This is a genomic window from Amycolatopsis sp. NPDC000009 (assembly GCF_055563465.1).
On sequence record NZ_JBVHDI010000001.1, the window covers coordinates 575,569 to 591,316 of the forward strand.

General features: G+C 69.9%; 18 protein-coding genes. 10 read left to right on the top strand and 8 right to left on the bottom strand.

Features of this window, described 5'->3' with window-relative positions; all coding sequences use genetic code 11:
• Position 1 precedes the first annotated feature (1 nt).
• Positions 2-436, top strand: a complete 435-nt coding sequence (locus tag ACZ3HL_RS02935; protein WP_465528429.1) for a hypothetical protein — start codon at positions 2-4, stop codon at positions 434-436.
• A gap of 103 nt (positions 437-539) precedes the next feature.
• Here ACZ3HL_RS02935 and argG read toward each other — a convergent pair whose 3' ends face one another.
• Positions 540-1,988, bottom strand: coding sequence for an argininosuccinate synthase (gene argG, locus ACZ3HL_RS02940; RefSeq protein WP_378436634.1), 1,449 nt, complete (start codon positions 1,986-1,988; stop codon positions 540-542).
• Between the two features lie 219 nt (positions 1,989-2,207).
• Between argG and ACZ3HL_RS02945 the strand changes: the two genes are divergently transcribed.
• Positions 2,208-3,770: a molybdopterin-dependent oxidoreductase gene (locus ACZ3HL_RS02945; protein WP_465528431.1), complete on the top strand. Its 1,563-nt coding sequence runs from the start codon at positions 2,208-2,210 to the stop codon at positions 3,768-3,770.
• An 88-nt stretch (positions 3,771-3,858) separates the two neighbouring features.
• Positions 3,859-4,536 carry a fasciclin domain-containing protein gene (locus ACZ3HL_RS02950; RefSeq protein WP_465416105.1) on the top strand — a complete coding sequence of 226 codons (678 nt, stop codon included), beginning with the start codon at positions 3,859-3,861 and terminating at the stop codon, positions 4,534-4,536.
• 59 nt (positions 4,537-4,595) lie between these two features.
• Here ACZ3HL_RS02950 and ACZ3HL_RS02955 read toward each other — a convergent pair whose 3' ends face one another.
• The 5 genes from ACZ3HL_RS02955 to ACZ3HL_RS02975 form a co-directional block, all read right to left on the bottom strand.
• Positions 4,596-4,901, bottom strand: a complete 306-nt coding sequence (locus tag ACZ3HL_RS02955) for a hypothetical protein (RefSeq protein WP_465528433.1) — start codon at positions 4,899-4,901, stop codon at positions 4,596-4,598.
• Positions 4,898-5,299, bottom strand: coding sequence for an Asp23/Gls24 family envelope stress response protein (locus ACZ3HL_RS02960; protein ID WP_465528434.1), 402 nt, complete (start codon positions 5,297-5,299; stop codon positions 4,898-4,900). The genes ACZ3HL_RS02955 and ACZ3HL_RS02960 overlap by 4 nt, the downstream gene beginning before the upstream one ends.
• Complete coding sequence (locus ACZ3HL_RS02965; protein WP_465416098.1) at positions 5,289-5,855, bottom strand: Asp23/Gls24 family envelope stress response protein; 567 nt, start codon at positions 5,853-5,855, stop codon at positions 5,289-5,291. Before ACZ3HL_RS02965 ends, ACZ3HL_RS02960 begins: the two co-directional genes overlap by 11 nt.
• On the bottom strand, positions 5,846-6,427 hold the full coding sequence (locus tag ACZ3HL_RS02970; protein ID WP_465528436.1) for an RNA polymerase sigma factor: 582 nt from the start codon (positions 6,425-6,427) through the stop codon (positions 5,846-5,848). Before ACZ3HL_RS02970 ends, ACZ3HL_RS02965 begins: the two co-directional genes overlap by 10 nt.
• Positions 6,428-6,562: 135 nt before the next feature.
• Complete coding sequence (locus ACZ3HL_RS02975; protein WP_465528438.1) at positions 6,563-7,336, bottom strand: ABC transporter permease; 774 nt, start codon at positions 7,334-7,336, stop codon at positions 6,563-6,565.
• A 345-nt stretch (positions 7,337-7,681) separates the two neighbouring features.
• On the opposite strand from ACZ3HL_RS02975, the gene ACZ3HL_RS02980 reads away from it, so the two are divergent.
• The gene (locus tag ACZ3HL_RS02980) at positions 7,682-8,155 is read left to right on the top strand and encodes a MarR family winged helix-turn-helix transcriptional regulator (RefSeq protein WP_465416092.1); all 474 of its coding nucleotides are present in this window, start codon (positions 7,682-7,684) and stop codon (positions 8,153-8,155) included.
• 1 nt (position 8,156) lies between these two features.
• On the opposite strand, the gene ACZ3HL_RS02985 is transcribed toward ACZ3HL_RS02980, so the two are convergent.
• Together ACZ3HL_RS02985 and ACZ3HL_RS02990 are read right to left on the bottom strand one after the other, a co-directional pair.
• Positions 8,157-9,320 (bottom strand): FAD-dependent monooxygenase, encoded by a 1,164-nt coding sequence (locus ACZ3HL_RS02985; RefSeq protein ID WP_465528440.1) that lies wholly within the window; start codon positions 9,318-9,320, stop codon positions 8,157-8,159.
• 58 nt (positions 9,321-9,378) lie between these two features.
• A complete protein-coding gene (locus ACZ3HL_RS02990) occupies positions 9,379-10,524 on the bottom strand; it encodes a CaiB/BaiF CoA transferase family protein (protein WP_465528442.1) in 1,146 nt (381 codons plus the stop codon).
• A 137-nt stretch (positions 10,525-10,661) separates the two neighbouring features.
• Here ACZ3HL_RS02990 and ACZ3HL_RS02995 point away from each other — a divergent pair, with 137 nt between their 5' ends.
• The 6 genes from ACZ3HL_RS02995 to ACZ3HL_RS03020 all read left to right on the top strand — a co-directional run bounded on the left by ACZ3HL_RS02995 (position 10,662) and on the right by ACZ3HL_RS03020 (position 15,730).
• Positions 10,662-11,480 carry an NAD(P)H-binding protein gene (locus ACZ3HL_RS02995; protein WP_465528444.1) on the top strand — a complete coding sequence of 273 codons (819 nt, stop codon included), beginning with the start codon at positions 10,662-10,664 and terminating at the stop codon, positions 11,478-11,480.
• Positions 11,481-11,542: 62 nt separating this feature from the next.
• A complete protein-coding gene (locus ACZ3HL_RS03000; protein ID WP_465528446.1) occupies positions 11,543-12,691 on the top strand; it encodes a N(5)-(carboxyethyl)ornithine synthase in 1,149 nt (382 codons plus the stop codon).
• A gap of 73 nt (positions 12,692-12,764) precedes the next feature.
• On the top strand, positions 12,765-13,025 hold the full coding sequence (locus ACZ3HL_RS03005) for a hypothetical protein (protein WP_465416081.1): 261 nt from the start codon (positions 12,765-12,767) through the stop codon (positions 13,023-13,025).
• A 9-nt stretch (positions 13,026-13,034) separates the two neighbouring features.
• A complete protein-coding gene (locus tag ACZ3HL_RS03010; RefSeq protein WP_465416079.1) occupies positions 13,035-14,426 on the top strand; it encodes a sensor histidine kinase in 1,392 nt (463 codons plus the stop codon).
• Positions 14,423-15,085: a response regulator transcription factor gene (locus tag ACZ3HL_RS03015; protein ID WP_257488182.1), complete on the top strand. Its 663-nt coding sequence runs from the start codon at positions 14,423-14,425 to the stop codon at positions 15,083-15,085. Before ACZ3HL_RS03010 ends, ACZ3HL_RS03015 begins: the two co-directional genes overlap by 4 nt.
• Before the next feature lie 60 nt (positions 15,086-15,145).
• On the top strand, positions 15,146-15,730 hold the full coding sequence (locus ACZ3HL_RS03020; protein ID WP_465416076.1) for a DUF4956 domain-containing protein: 585 nt from the start codon (positions 15,146-15,148) through the stop codon (positions 15,728-15,730).
• Positions 15,731-15,748: the final 18 nt, after the last annotated feature.

Genomic DNA, 15,748 nt, shown 5'->3' on the forward strand with positions numbered 1-15,748 from the left:
GATGGACTACGTCAAGATCGTCCCGGAGGAGAAGGGGTTCTTTCTCGACCCCACCGAGTACCTGGAGCGGCTGCCCCGGCTCGCGGCGGATCTGCCGCCCGGCGCCGCGGCGTTCGCCACCGATCCGGATCACTACAGCTTCGCCGGTGACCGCTGCATCAAGGATCTGTACCTCACTTCGGTCGAGTTCTCCCGCGAGAACCGGCAGCTGACGGTGACCGCGAGGTTCGCGTGGCGCGAAGGCACGCCGACCGTCCTGACGATCACGTATCGCCAGGTCGCCGAGCTGATCGTCGACTCCGGTGAGGGGCCGGTCCAGCTTGACGAGACCTTGCCGCACGAGCGTGGCTGCCGTCACGAGATCCAGCTGATCGGCGGATCGGTGGTGGTGGTCTGCGCCGACTACGACGCCGTCTGGGCGGAGGACAGCGTCTAGGCTGGGTTCACAGGGGAGCGCCTTACCCTCACGACGAGAACAGCGCCGGGCGAACGGCTTCGATGCCGCGCGCCCGGCGCTTTCGCGTCCCGGTGTTTTCGGGTCAGTCCGTGCCGGATTCGATCGCGGCGTGGTCCAGCAGTTCGTCCTCGGCCGAGGCCTTGCCGCGCGAGGCGATCGCCTGCGCGCCACCCGCGTCCATGGCCCCGATGAGGCCGGTCGACGCGGCCTGCGCGGCGCCGATCAGCGTCGGATGCCCGCCGCCGACCATGCCGAGCCCGGCGTACTGCTCGAGCTTGGCGCGCGAGTCCGCGATGTCGAGGTTCCGCATGGTGAGCTGGCCGATCCGGTCCACCGGGCCGAACGCCGAGTCCTCGGTGCGCTCCATGGACAGCTTGTCCGGGTGGTAGCTGAAGAACGGGCCGGTGGTGTCGAGGATCGAGTAGTCCTCGCCGCGCCGCAGCCGCAGGGTGACCTCGCCGGTGACGGCCGCGCCGACCCACCGCTGCAGCGATTCGCGCAGCATCATCGCCTGCGGGTCCAGCCAGCGGCCTTCGTACATGAGCCTGCCGAGACGACGGCCTTCGTTGTGGTAGCTGGCGAGGGTGTCCTCGTTGTGGATCGCGTTGACGAGCCGCTCGTACGCCGCGTGCAGCAGTGCCATCCCCGGCGCCTCGTAGATACCGCGGCTCTTGGCCTCGATGATCCGGTTCTCGATCTGGTCGGACATGCCGAGCCCGTGCCGCCCGCCGATGGCGTTGGCTTCCAGGACCAGGTCGACCGCGGTGGCGAACTCCTTGCCGTTGATCGTCACCGGGCGGCCCTGCTCGAAGCCGATCGTGACGTCCTCCGGCGCGATCTCGACCTCGGGGTCCCAGAACCGGACGCCCATGATCGGGTTCACGATCTCGATGCCGGTGTCGAGGTGCTCCAGCGACTTGGCCTCGTGCGTCGCGCCCCAGATGTTCGCGTCGGTGGAGTAGGCCTTTTCGGTGCTGTCCCGGTACGGCAGGCCGTGGGCCTGCAACCACTCGGACATCTCCTTACGGCCGCCGAGCTCGCTGACGAACGCGGCGTCCAGCCACGGCTTGTAGATCCGCAGGGACGGGTTCGCGAGCAGCCCATAACGGTAGAACCGCTCGATGTCGTTGCCCTTGAAGGTGGACCCGTCGCCCCAGATCTGGACGTCGTCCTCGAGCATCGCGCGCACCAGCAGGGTGCCGGTGACCGCGCGGCCGAGCGGGGTCGTGTTGAAGTAGGTGCGGCCGCCGTTGCGGATGTGGAAGGCGCCGCAGGCCAGCGCCGCGAGCCCTTCTTCGACCAGCGCGGCCTTGCAGTCGACGGCGCGCGCGATCTCGGCGCCGTAGGCCTTCGCCCGGCCCGGGACCGACGCGATGTCGGGTTCGTCGTACTGGCCGATGTCAGCGGTGTAGGTGCACGGCACTGCACCCTTCTCGCGCATCCACGCGACCGCTACGGAGGTGTCGAGGCCGCCGGAGAAGGCGATCCCGACGCGTTCGCCGACAGGCAGAGAGGTGAGTACCTTGGACATGATGGAAGTATATGCATAGTTGTGTATGACCATGCAAGCCGGGGTGAGCAGGGCAACTCGGGCGGGTGGCGGGTCACGCGTTCGGGGGCGTGTTCGTTTCGTGACCTGTCCGCGGGCCGGTCGGTCACGAATACTGGGCGATGCTCTGTGTGAAGGTGGCTTTTCCCTTGTCGTGAAAGGAAAACCAGTCCGCGGGCCCGGCGGTGCCGAATACCTGGCATGAAGACTTCGCGGACCGGCCGGGTTGCACGCCTCCCTCTCTTCGGGGCGGCGCTGATCGGCGTCGTGGCCCTCGCCGCGGCGCTGGCGGCCGGTCATCTGGTGGCCGGGTTCATCAGCGCCAACGCGTCGCCGTACCTCGCGGTCGGCAACGGGGCGATCGACCTGACGCCGGTGGAGCTGAAGGACTTCGCGGTCCGGACGTTCGGCGTCTACGACAAGCTCGTGCTGCTCGGCGGGATGGCCGTCGTGATGGTGCTCGCCGCCGCCGTGGCGGGCGTCGTCTCGCGCCGGTCACCCGTTCCGGGGGTCGTGCTGATCGCCGCCTTCGGGTTGCTGGGCGGGTTCGCCGTGTCGCAGCGCCCCGACCTCTCGACGGTCGCGCTGCTCGCGCCGCTGGCCAGCCTGATCGCCGGGGTCGGCGTGTTCCTCTGGCTGCATCGCCTGGCCTCGGCCAAGCCGCAGGTCGTGGAGGAGGCTTCCGGTGCCGCGCCGTCCCGCAGGTCGGTGCTGCTGGCCGGAGCCGGTGCCGTCGTCGCCGCGGGTGCGGCGGGGGCCGGCGGCCAGCTTCTCGCCGGGACCAGGGACGCGGAGTCTTCCCGGGCGGCGGTCGGACCGCTCGTTCCCGCCGAGCCGGCGCCGCCCATCCCGGCCGACGCGGATTTCGCCAAACTGGGCACACCGACGTTCCTCACCTCGAACCGCGACTTCTACCGTGTCGACACCGCGCTGTCGGTGCCGCAGGTCCGGGCCGAGGACTGGAGCCTGCGCTTGCACGGCATGGTGCGCGACGAAAAGCGGTACAGCTACGACGACATCCGCAATCGTCCGCTGATCGAGCGCACCATCACCATGACCTGCGTGTCCAATGAGGTCGGCGGGACCTATGTGTCCACGGCGAACTTCATCGGCGTGGACCTCGGGGAGCTGTTGCGGGAGGCCGGAGTCCTCCCCGGAGCCGAGCAGATCTTCTCGACCAGCACCGACGGCTGGACGGCGGGCAGCCCGGTCGTCGCCGCGCTCGATCCGGAGCGGGGCGCGATGCTGGCGATCGGGATGAACGGCGAACCGCTCCCGGTCGAACACGGTTTTCCCGCGCGAATGGTCATCCCCGGCCTCTATGGCTACGTTTCGGCGACGAAGTGGGTCAAGGACCTGGAAATCACCACCTGGAAAGCGCGCCGCGCGTATTGGCTCGACCGCGGCTGGGGTGAACAGGCCCCGATCAAAACGCAGTCCAGGATCGACAGCCCGAAAGGTTTCGAAACGGTGCCCGCGGGCAAGGTCCGGATCTCGGGCGTGGCGTGGGCGCAGCACATCGGTGTCGAGCGGGTCGAGGTCCGCCTCGGCGCGAGCGGGAACTGGCAGCCCGCAACGCTTTCCCGAGAGGTGAACGTCGACACCTGGCGGATGTGGTGGACCGAATTCGACGTCCCGCCGGGCAGCCACCAGGTCACCGTCCGGGCTGTCGACAAATCCGGCTACACCCAGACCGACACTCGCGCCGGAACCGTTCCCGACGGTGCCACGGGCCGGCACGTCATCAGTTTCACCGCACGGTGATCGGTGTCACTCGAAAGAGTGGCAATCCGATTTCATGGCAGATCCGAATACCCGGTAAGAGTCCGAAAAACAAATGGAGTGATTTTCCGTGAGCAAGCTTCGCGTCGCAGGAATCGGTTTCACCGCGGTCACCGCGCTGGCCCTGGCCGCCTGCAGCAGCAACGACAGCGCTTCGTCCGGCAGCTCCAGCAGCGCCCCCGCGCCCGCCCCGTCCTCGTCGATGTCGGCCCCGATGTCCAGCGCCGCCTCGGGTGACGGCGTCACCACGAACGCCGACGTGTTCGGCCCGGCTTGTTCGCAGCTGCCGCAGGGTAGTGCGCCGGGTTCGCTGGACTCGATGGGGCCGCAGCCGGTGGCCAGCGCGGCGTCGACCAACCCGCTGCTGACCAAGCTGGTCGCCGCGGTGAAGGCGACCAACCTGGTGGACACGCTCAACAGCCAGCAGGCGATCACCGTGTTCGCTCCGGCGGACCCGGCGTTCGAGGCCCTGGGTGAGGCCAAGTTCACCGAGCTGGCGGGCAAGCCGGACCAGCTGGCGCCGATCCTGCAGTACCACGTCGTCGGCAAGCGTTACGACGCCAAGGGACTGGAGGCCGCCAAGTCCGTGGAGAGCCTGAACACCGCGGGTGGCCCGGTCAAGATCGAGGGTTCCGGCGAGAACATGACCGTCAACGGCGCGAAGGTGCTGTGCGGCAACATCCCCACCAAGAACGCCACCGTCTTCGTCATCGACAAGGTGCTGACCCCGGGCACCAACAAGAACTAGGTCCCCACACCATGATCGCGGTGGCCACGCTCTCGGGCGTGGCCACCGCGATCTTCGTGTCAGGGAACGAGTGCGGCGGCGTCGACATCGGTCACGACGATCCGCAGACTCGCGTCCTCCCACGGGGTTCCGGTGAGCACCGCGCGCAACGCGGCGCCGGCGACCTCCGTGAGCGGCGGGATCGGCACCTCCAGTGCGACCACGCGGATCTCGACGACGTTTTCGGAGATGTCGACGGCCATCACGTCGAGGTCCCACGGCACCGCCGAGGCGGCGGCGGTGGTGGACGGCGTCGCCGCGCGCAGCCCCGGCACCTCGCGGAGTGTGCTCAGCAGCGACGCGGTCAGTTCGGAACGTGCGGTCACAACAGTCCTCCACGGATTTCTATGTCCAAAATAGACACCGAGACGGCCGACGGGGTGAGCCCGGTCGCCTCGGTGACCGCCGTGCCGACGGCACGTTGCACCGCCTGCGCCGTCGCCGCGGCCTGGTCCAGCCCGGAGAGGGAGAGGTCGATCTCCACCCGGACGTCCGGCGGATCGTGCTCGACGAACGCGCGGACTCCTTCCGTCGGCGCCGGTTCGAGGCCCTTGATCCGCTGCCGCGCGATCCTGGTCAGCGAACCGGCCAGCCCGCGCAGCCCGGGTTCGAGGCGGACCACGCCGGGGACCTTGGCCGCGGCGTGCGCGGCGACGGCCGCGATCACCGGAGGGGCGATCACCGTTTCGGTCCTTGGCCTGGCCGGGGCCTGCTCACGCGTCATAGATGTCCTCCACCGTCAGATCCAGCCGGGCCAGCCGGAGACCCACCCTGGCTCCGGCCGCCGCCGTGACCCGTTCGCGGACCACTTCCAGCGAGTCGCCGTCGAAATCATGGGCGATCGCCAGGTTCAGTTCCACGTTCACGGCCAGCGGGTCGGCGCTGTCCGGCGCGGGCAGGACCCGGCACCGCCGTGCGCGGACGCCGTCCACGGAGTCCGCGGCGAACCTGAGCACCGCCGCGACCGCCTGGTCGCTCACCCGCACGTCGCCCGGCTCCGGGCTGGCCAGTGGCACCAGGTCCCGGCGCCGCACCTCGGCGCGGATCGCGGACATGATCCGGCCGGTGAGATCCGGCGACGGCTCGGCGTCGTCTTCGGCCAGTTCCCTGGTCAGCCCGCGCAGCACCCGGAGGCTTTCGAGGGTCGCCCGGCAGTGCGGGCAGTCGAGTTCGTGCGGATCCGCCCGGCCGGCGTCGACCTCGTCGAGCCGGTCCCAGATCTGTTCCACATCACGGCCGCACGGCAGCAGGTAGTCCCGGGTCGCGTGGTTCATCGCCATGGCGCCATCACCTCCGCCAACTGTGCTCGTGCTCGCGCGATGCGTCCGCGCACCGCGGTGGTGGTCGCCCCGATCGCCTTCGCGATCTCCTCGTAGGAGCGCCCGTGGACCTCGCGCAGCAGCCAGCAGGCCCGTTGCTCGGCGGTCAGCTGGTCCAGCGCCCCGGTGAGCGCCGTCATCTGCGCGCTCGTCTCCGCCGCGCGCTCGGGCCGCCCCGCCGAACCGGCGGACTCCTGCTGGTCCAGCTCGACGTCGGCCACCGGCTTCCTGGCGCGGATCACGTTCAGGCACCGGTTGGTCGTCATCCGGTAGAGCCAGCCGACGAACGCGGCGTCCTCCTGCAACTGGTCGAGCCGTCGCCACGCGACGAGGAACACCTCCTGGACGACGTCCTCGGCGTCCCCTTTGTTCCCGAGCATCCGAAGCGCCAGCCGGTACATCGGCCCCTGGAACCGCAGGACGAGCTGCTCGTACGCGCGGATCTCGCCGTCGCGGGCGCGCGCCACCAAGGTCGCGTCGTCCAGCACGGTTTCGCCTGCCGCGAGCGGTGCGGTTCTCTCCGAAGTCGTCATCGGGCCGCCGCCATGCCGAAGCTCCTTTCAGGTCGCCTACGTCCGGGGACACACGTAGGACACGGCTTCCCCGGAAACGTCACGCGGGAAACTTCGTCCAGCCGACCACGGCACCGCGGATCGCGCACGCCGAAGTCAGGTGATCGCCCGCCGCCGGAACGCCCAGAGCCCCGCGGGGGTGAACACGGCCAGCGCGAAGGCCAGCGCCAGCGTGCAGAGCCACGCGGGCAGATGGGCGATCTGCGGCGTCAGCGCGCCACGCAGGCCTTCGCTGACGTAGGTCATCGGGTTCAGCGCGCAGACCGCCCGGAACCAGGGGACCGCGGCGAGTTCGGGAAAGGGGAACTGGGCGGAACCGGTGAACAGCAGCGGCGGCATCACGAGCGAGAAGGTGATCCCGATCCGGGCGGGGGACACGAGTGAGCCGATCGTCACCCCGGCCGCGCCGCCGGCCAGCGCGCCGAGCACGGTGTAGCCCAGCGCCGCCGGGACGCCGGCCGGCCGCCAGGACAGCTCGCCGAGCACGATCGCGCCGACCGGGACCATGAAGACGGCCGTGACCAGCCCTCGCGACGCCGCCGCGAAGATCTTCTCGACGACGATCCAGGCGAGCGGCACGGGTGCCCGAAGCCTGTTCTCGATGGTGCGGGTGGCGAATTCCATGGCGAGCGGGAAGGACGCGTTCTGTGCGGCGGCGAAGAAGGCGTTCAGTGCGACGAGGCCGGGCAGGAGCAGCCGCGCGTAGCCGGGCGGGGTGTAGCCGAGCGCGCCGAGGACCTTCCCGAACACCAGGAGCATCAGCAGGGGTTGCATGAGCACCTGCGCCAGCACCCCGCCGAGCTGCTTCCGGGTGATGAGCAGATCGTGTTCCAGCAGACCCCAGAACACCCGCCATGGACTCGGAACCATATATGAAGCTTACGCTTGCCAAGTTCGCTCGGGCTGAGCTGCTGGGTCGTCGAGTCCGTGAAGGCCTCCTTGAGGGAATCAGGGTCCATCAAGGAGGCCTTCACGGACTTCGGATCGGGTGCCCGGGTGGGCCGAAGGCGTCCTTCGCTGCATTCGATGCGGTGATGGGCCCTTCGCCCTTGCCACTCACGGCTGAACCGGCGGTTACGCGTGACTGGACGGACGACACGTGTGACTGGACGGACGACACGTGTGACTGGACGGACGACACGCCCGTGACCGGCGTTCCTTCAAGTGCCCCGGAGATCATCGCGGCTCGCTATTGGTAAGTGTTAGCGTTGTATCGTGACTGAAGCAACGCAGACCGCCGAATCGGTGCGCTGGGCCGTTTCGCGGTTGTCGTCCCGCCTTCGGGCCGAGCAACCCGGCGAAGGCCGGAGCCTGAGCAGGCTGGCCGCGTCGGTGCTGGCGAACCTGCGGCACAGCGGTCCGCTGACCGTCGGCGCGCTCGCCGCGATCGAGGGATTGCGGCCGCAGTCGCTGACCAGGGTGTTGAACGCGCTCGAAGCCGAAGGCCGGGTGGCGCGACGCCCCGACGAGCACGACCGGCGGGCTCAGCGGATCGCCATCACCGAGCCGGGCCGCGAAGCCCTGCGAGAGCATGTGCGGGACGGCAACCGCTGGCTGGCCAGTGCGCTCGGCGAAGCGCTGACCCCCGCCGAGCGGGAGGTCGTGCGCGTGGCGGCGGGGCTGCTGCTCCAGGTCGCCGAGCACGGAGCCGGGGGCGAGCGCGGCCACGGTGCCGCGCCACCGCTTTGAATCAGCTCCGCCGGGCGAGCGCGGGGTAGTCGTCGAGGGTGATGTCCGTGGCCAGCTTGTCGGTCATCCACAGCATCGAGCGCAGCAGAAGCCGCCGCCGGAACATCTGGTCACGCAGCTTGATCCGCAGCTTCGTCGGCGGCGCGAGGAACGGGCCGGCGTTGGCGTTGCGGGTCACCTTGGCGTAGCGGAGGAACTTCTCGTCGTACCGCCGGAAGGCGAGTTCGTGGTCGCCGTTCGCCGCGGCGAGCTCACCCGCGATGACGTACGCGGCCACGATCGCCAGTCCGCTGCCGAAGCCGGCCAGGGTGTTGCCGTACGCCGCGTCGCCGAGGAGAGCGACACGTCCGGTGGAATAGCCGTCCATCGCGACCCGGGCGATCGAGTCCAGGTAGACGTCGTCCGAGCGCTTGACCATCTCCATCAGCTCGGGCAGCCGCCAGCCGCCGCCGTCGAACGCGGTGGTCACGATCTCCTTCTGCGGCCCGATGTCGTACCGGTCGTAGCCCAGCTCGGGGGAGGCGAACACGAAGAACGCGGTCGCCTTGGGCCCGCCGGTGGCCGCCATGCGGCCGGGCTCGTTGTACATCACCGCCGGGCCGCCATCGGTCTCGTCGGTCTCGACCAGGGCGTAGTAGTGGCCGAGGTGCTTCACGTAGTCCGCTTCCTGGCCGAACGCCAGCCGTCGCACGGTGGAGTGGATGCCGTCCGCGCCGAAGACGAGGTCGAAGCGCCTCGGGGCACCGCGGTCGAAGGTGACGTCGACGCCGTCGGCCGTCTCGGTCAGCGAAGCGATGGAATCCCCGAAGACGTACTCGCAGTCCCGCTCGGTCCGTTCGTGGAGGATCCGGGCTAGGTCACCGCGGCGGATCTCGACGTCACCGCCGGTGAATTCGCCGGGAAGGACGGCGAGCGGCCGTCCCTCGGCGTCGACGATCGTCTGGTCGAGCCCGCCGGTCTGGTGACGGCGGATCTCGTCGAGGACGCCCATCCGCTCCAGCACGAAGCGGTGGGTGGCGCCCTTGAAGTCGACCGCCTGCCCGCCGGCGCGGAGTTCCGGCGACCGCTCGACGACGGTGACCGCGTAGCCCTGGCGCGAGAGCCAGAAGGCGAGGGCGGGACCGGCGATGCCGGCGCCGGAGATGAGGGCTGTCCTGTTCGTCATGGCCTGAGCTTCGCGGCCGGTGTTGACCAAGCGCTGACGATCCGCTGACGGCTTCCCGTCAGCCCCAGCCGGGCAAGGGAAGGATGAGTTGCCCGGGGGCGTCCGGCGGCGCGGTCTCGTAGCGCGGCGGCGTCGCCGACAGCCCGATCGGGTTGCGGGTCACCCGCACCGAGGTGCCGTCGGGCCGCGGGAGATCGACCGTGGGGCTCAGGCCGAGCCGTTCGGCCAGCGCGAACGCGCCCGCGATGTCGTTGACCTCCCCGGCGGGCACCCCGGCCGCGCTCAACTCCGCCGCCCACTCGGCCGCCGGACGCTTGCCGAAGTGGTCTTCGAGCAGCACGCGGAGTTCGGCCCGGTGCTCGACGCGCGCCGGATTGGTCGCGAACCGGGTGTCGTCCGCGAGCCCCGGCAGCCCGATGACCTCGCACAACGCCGCGAACTGCCGGTCGTTGCCGACGGCGAGCGCGAGTTCGTGATCGGCACAGGGGACGAGTTCGTAGGGCGCGATGCTGGGATGCCGGTTGCCCATCCGCGCCGGGACCGTCCCGCCGGAGGTGTAGGCGCTGCCCTGGTTGACCAGCGCCGCGAGCAGGCTGGACAGCAGGTCGATCTCGACCCGCTGCCCCTGCCCGGTCCGGTCGCGATGGCGCAGGGCGGCGAGGATGCCGACGCTCGCGAACAGCCCGGCCAGGACGTCGACGAGCGCGACGCCGACCTTCTGCGGCTCGCCCGCCGGGTCGCCGGTGATGCTCATCAGCCCGCCGACCGCCTGGATGAGCAGGTCGTAACCGGGCAGCGCGGCGCCGCCGCCGGAGCCGAAACCCGTGACGGAGCACAGGACGAGGCCGGGGTTCGCCGCCAGCAGGACCTCCGGGCCGAGCCCGAGCCGTTCCATCACGCCTGGCCGGAAGTTCTCGACCACGACGTCGGCCTCCAGCGCGAGCGCGCGGGCCTTGGCGAGGTCGTCCGGATCGCCGAGGTCCAGCGCCACGCTCGTCTTGTTCCGGTTCACCGACTGGAAGTACGTCGCCTGACCGGCGGCGTCGTAGGGCGGACCCCAGCTACGGGTGTCGTCGCCGGTGCCCGGCCGCTCGACCTTGATCACCGTCGCGCCGAGGTCGGCCAGCAGCATGGTGGCGAACGGGCCGGCGAGCACCCGCGAGAAGTCGAGGACGCGCAGGGGGCCGAGTGCGGTTTCGGGCATGGGCCCGACCCTAAGCGGCCGTCCCGGTCTTCGAAGTTGTGATCGCGCTCACGAATCCAATACTTTCCTCTAGGTACCTACTATCTGCGGGAAGGTAGCTTCGGTCGCGTCAACGCAGAGCGAACCGAGGAGTGACCATGATCGTGGTGACCGGAGCGACCGGGAACGTAGGACGGCTGCTGGTGGAAAACCTTGCCGCCGCAGGAGAAGAGGTGACGGCGGTGGCACGGCGGATCTCGCCGTCGGACGTGCCGGAGGGCGTGCGGACCGTGCGGGCCGATCTCGCCCGTGCGGAAGGACTGAAGGAGGTCTTCGCCGGAGCGGACCGGGTTTTCCTTCTGACGTCGGGAGAATTCCTGGCGGCGGGCGGAGACGTCGCGGCGGTCGTCGCGGCGGCCGGTGAAGCCGAGATCGTTCTCCTGTCCTCGCAGGGGGTCGCGACCGGACGGCACGCGCCCGCGTTCGAGGAGGCGCTCAAGGCTTCGAGTCCGAAGTGGACAGTGCTGCAGCCGGGCGGTTTCGCGTCGAACGCTTTCCAGTGGGCGCCGGCCATCCGGGCCGATCGGGTCGTCGCCGCGCCGTTCGGCGACGTCGCGCTGCCCGTCATCGATCCGGCGGACATCGCCGACGTCGCGGCGGCCGTGCTGCGGGAACCGGGCCACCGCGGCCGGACCTACGTGCTCACCGGACCCGAGCCGATCTCGCCGCGGCGGCAGGCGGCGGATCTCGGCGACGCGCTCGGCGAGCCGTTGCGGTTCGCCGAGCTGAGCGAAGACGAAGCACGTGCCGCGATGTCGGAGTTCATGCCGCCGGTGGTCGTGGAGGCCACGCTCGCGATCCTCGGCAGGCCGACGGAGGAAGAGCAGCGGGTCAGCCCCGACGTCGAGAAGGTGCTCGGACGACCGGGACGGACCTTCGCCGACTGGGCGGCGCGGAACGCGGCGGCGTTCAAGTGACACTCGGTTCACTTCGACGGTGCCCACTGTGCTTAGACTGAGGTCTAGCTAAGGGGCCCCACGTGGACCAGCTCACTCTCGGCGTCATTTCCCGCTCGCGCAAAGAAAACGAGTGGCGGCTTCCGATCCATCCGCGACATCTCGAGCGGATCGAACCCGGTCTCCGGAAGAACATCCATCTCGAATGCGGCTACGGCGAACGCTTCGGCGTCCCGGACGAAGAACTCGCGCCCCTGGTCGGCGGGATGTGTTCCCGTGAGCGGCTGATCGCGGACTGCGATGTCATCCTCCTGGCCAAACCCCTCGCGGCCGACCTGGCCGAACTCCGGCCGGGGCAGGTCCTGTGGGGCTGGCCGCACTGCGTCCAGGACGACGAGCTCACCCAGCTGGCCATCGACCGGAAGCTGACCCTCATCGCCTTCGAAGCGATGAACCACTGGCGCGGTGACGGTTCCTTCGGTCTGCACGTCTTCCACAAGAACAACGAACTGGCGGGCTACTGCTCGGTGCTGCACGCGCTTCAGCTGATCGGCTCGACGGGTGACTACGGCCGCCGTCTCCGCGCGGTCGTGATCGGCTTCGGCGCGACAGCGCGCGGTTCGGTGACGGCGTTGAACGCGCACGGGATCCACGACGTGCACGTCCTCACCCATCGTGGCGTGACCGCGGTCGGGTCGCCGATCCACTCGGCGAACATCGTGCATCTCGACCACGAAGTGCACAGCACGGGCGATCTCCGCCGCAGTCACGCGATCACCGAGGCCGGTCGCGTGCCGGTGGCCGAGTTCCTCGCCGGGCACGACATCGTCGTCAACTGCGTACTGCAGGACACCAACGCCCCGTTGACGTTCCTCGTCGACGAAGACCTCGCCGCGTTCAAGCCGGGCAGCCTGATCGTGGACGTTTCGTGCGACGAGGAAATGGGGTTCAGCTGGGCGAAGCCGACGACCTTCACCGAACCGGTCTTCCCGGTCGGCGGCGTCACCTACTACGCCGTCGACCACAGCCCGCCCTACCTGTGGGATTCGGCCAGCTGGGAGATCAGCGGCGCCCTGCTGCCGCATCTGAAGCAGGTCCTCGGCGGGCCATCCGCCTGGGTCGCCGACGAAACACTCGATCGGGCCATCGAGATCAGCGAAGGCACGATCCGGAATCCCGACATCCTGGCCTTCCAGCACCGCTCGCCGGAGTATCCGCACGCGCACCGGTGAGGCGCGGGCTCGATGAGAAAGTTCTCATCGAGCCCTCATCGGTGACTCACCGGCGCCGGGCAGCCTGGGTGGTATGCGAGTCCGAATCATCGTCCTGGCCGGGGTCGCCGCCGTCGTGGTGGCGGCCGCCGGCACGTTCGCCGTCATCGCGGCCACCGCGGCCTCGCCACCCGACCTCGGCCCGGCGGTGGTCGCCCCGGCCGGGCAGGCCGTCACCGGGCCGGGTGAAGCGGGTGCCCCGCCCGCCGTCGTCCCGCCCCGGCTGGCCGGGCACGACGACGACGTCGATGATGACCCTGATGACGCCGATGACCACTTCGACCTCGACGACTGAGCAGGCCAGGTGAGCGCCCGCGCCCGGATCCTCGCGTGGGTCCTGCTGGTCGTGCTGCTCGCGCTCGCCGGATCGCTGCTGGCCACCCGCACCGTCCTGCACAACCAGCTGGACCAGCGCCTCGACAACGAGATCGCGCACGAGACCGGCAAACTCAGGGCCTTCCTCGCGTCGCCCGACGCCCGCCCGGCCGGGCAGCCCGCCACCGTCGAGGCGGTCCTCGGCCGTCACCTGGAACGGAACCTGCCCGAGAAGTACGAGACGTTCTTCTCGATCAGCGACGGCGCCGCGTCGAGGCGGAGCGCGATCGAGCCGCCGGTCCGGCTCGACACCGACCCGAAGTTCGTCGCCGAGCTGTCGCGGGCGACGAGTCCGGCGTACGGCACGGTCACCACCGCGGTCGGATCCGCGCGGTACGGCGTCGTCCCGGTGACCATCGAAGGCTCGCCGGGCCGTGGCGCGCTGGTGATCGTCGAGTTCGTCGACCACGCCGCCGGCGAGATCAACGACGTCGTCGGTGTGATGGCCGCGATGTCCGGGGCCGCGCTCGTGCTGGCCGGGCTGATCGGCTGGCTGGTCGCCGGCCGGATCCTCGCGCCGGTGCGGGAGGTCCGGCTGGCCGCCGAGCAGATCGGCGAGACCGATCTTTCGCGCCGGATCGAGGTCCGCGGCTCGGACGACGTCGCCGCGCTCGGGCGCACCTTCAACACGATGCTGGACCGGCTCGAAAGCGCCTTCGCCGGGCAACGCGAGTTCATCGACGACGCCGGGCACGAACTGCGCACGCCGATCACCATCGTCCGCGGCCATCTCGAGCTGATGGGGGACGATCCCGGCGAGAACGCCGCCACCCGGCATCTGGTCCTCGACGAACTCGGGCGGATGCAACGGATCGTGGACGACCTGCTGGTGCTCGCGAAGTCCGGCAGCCCCGACTTCCTCACGCCGGGTGAGACCGACCTCGCCGATCTCACCGTCGAGACGCTCGCCAAATCCCGGCCGCTGGCCGACCGCGTCTGGCGGCTCGACGCGGTCGCGGAGGTGAAGGTCCGCGCGGACGGTCAGCGGCTCGCGCAGGCGTTGCTGCAACTGGTCTCCAACGCCGTCCGGCACACCGCTCCCGGCCAGGAGATCGCCCTCGGCTCGGAGGTGACCGCGACGACGGCGCGGCTCTGGGTCCGCGACACCGGCGAGGGGGTCCCGCCGGATTCGAGAAGCCGGATCTTCGAACGGTTCAAACGCGGCAGCAACTCGAGCGGCGACGACGGCGCCGGGCTCGGCCTGGCGATCGTCGCCGCGATCGCCGAGGCGCACGGCGGCCGTGTCCTGCTCGACACCGCGCCCGGCGAAGGCGCGCGGTTCACCATGGAGATCCCCGTCGCGGAAGGTGCGGACCGGTGACCAGTGTGCTGGTGGTGGAGGATTCCGCCCGGATCGGCGCGTTCGTGGAGAAGGGCCTGCGGGCGCAGGGTTTCGCGACCCGCTGGGTCAAGACCGGCTCCGAAGGGCTGACCGAGGCGTTGACCGGCGCGCACGACCTGGTCGTCCTCGACCTCGGTCTCCCGGACCTCGACGGCTCGGATCTGCTGCGGGCACTGCGGGCGGCGGGCCGGACGGTGCCGGTGATCATCCTGACCGCGCGGGACAGCGTCGTCGACCGCGTCGCCGGGCTGTCCGGCGGCGCCGACGACTATCTGGCCAAACCGTTCGCGTTCGAGGAACTGCTCGCCCGGATCCGCCTGCGGTTGAGGGGGAATCCCGAAGCCGAGCCGGCGGTGCTGCGCGCCGGGGAGCTCTCGCTCGACCTGCGCACGCGGAAGGTTTCGGTGGCGGGGGAGGAGAAGGACCTCACCGCACGCGAGTTCGCGCTGCTGGAGACGTTGCTGCGGAACCGTGGCCAGGTGCTGTCACGGGAACAGCTGCTCGGCGGGGTCTGGGGTTTCGATTTCGACCCGGGTTCCAACGTGGTGGACGTCTACATCCGGTATCTGCGCGGGAAGATCGGCGCCGAGCGGATCGAAACCGTACGGGGGATGGGTTACCGGCTCGGTGAGTCCTGATGAGACGGTTCTCATCCGGCTCTCACGGCGGTCTCTTCTCGTTCCACCACAGTGGTTTCCATGACCACGACACTGCTTCATCTCACCGTCGACCTCGTCGCCGCCGTCATCCTCGCCTACGGCATCTACGCCCGTCGCCACCACCGCGGTGACCTCGCCTGCGCCTACCTCGCGCTGAACGTCGGCGTCTGCGTTTCGGTCGCCGTGCTGCTTTCCGTGTCGACCGCGAGCGCGCTCGGCCTCGGCCTGTTCGGGGTGCTGTCGATCATCCGGCTGCGGTCCGATTCGATCAGCCAGCAGGAGGTCGCGTACTACTTCGTCGCGCTGGTGCTGGGGCTGGTGAACGGGCTGCCGTCCGCGGACTGGCGGATCGTCGCGGTCTTCAACGTCCTGCTGCTCGCCGTCATGTACGTCGCCGACCACCCGTCGCGCACGCGCGGCCCGCAGCGGCGCACGGTCGTGCTCGACACCGTGTACCCCGACGAACAGACGATGCTGATGGAGCTGCGGGCACGGCTCGGCGGAACGGTCGTGCGGCACAGTGTGTCCGAAGTGGACTATGTCCGTGAGGTGACCGTCGTCGACGTCCGGTTCCGCCCGGACGCCGCGGCCGTCGTCCACGGCGCGCCGGCGGGGCATCGGTGAGCGGGCGCGGAACGGCCA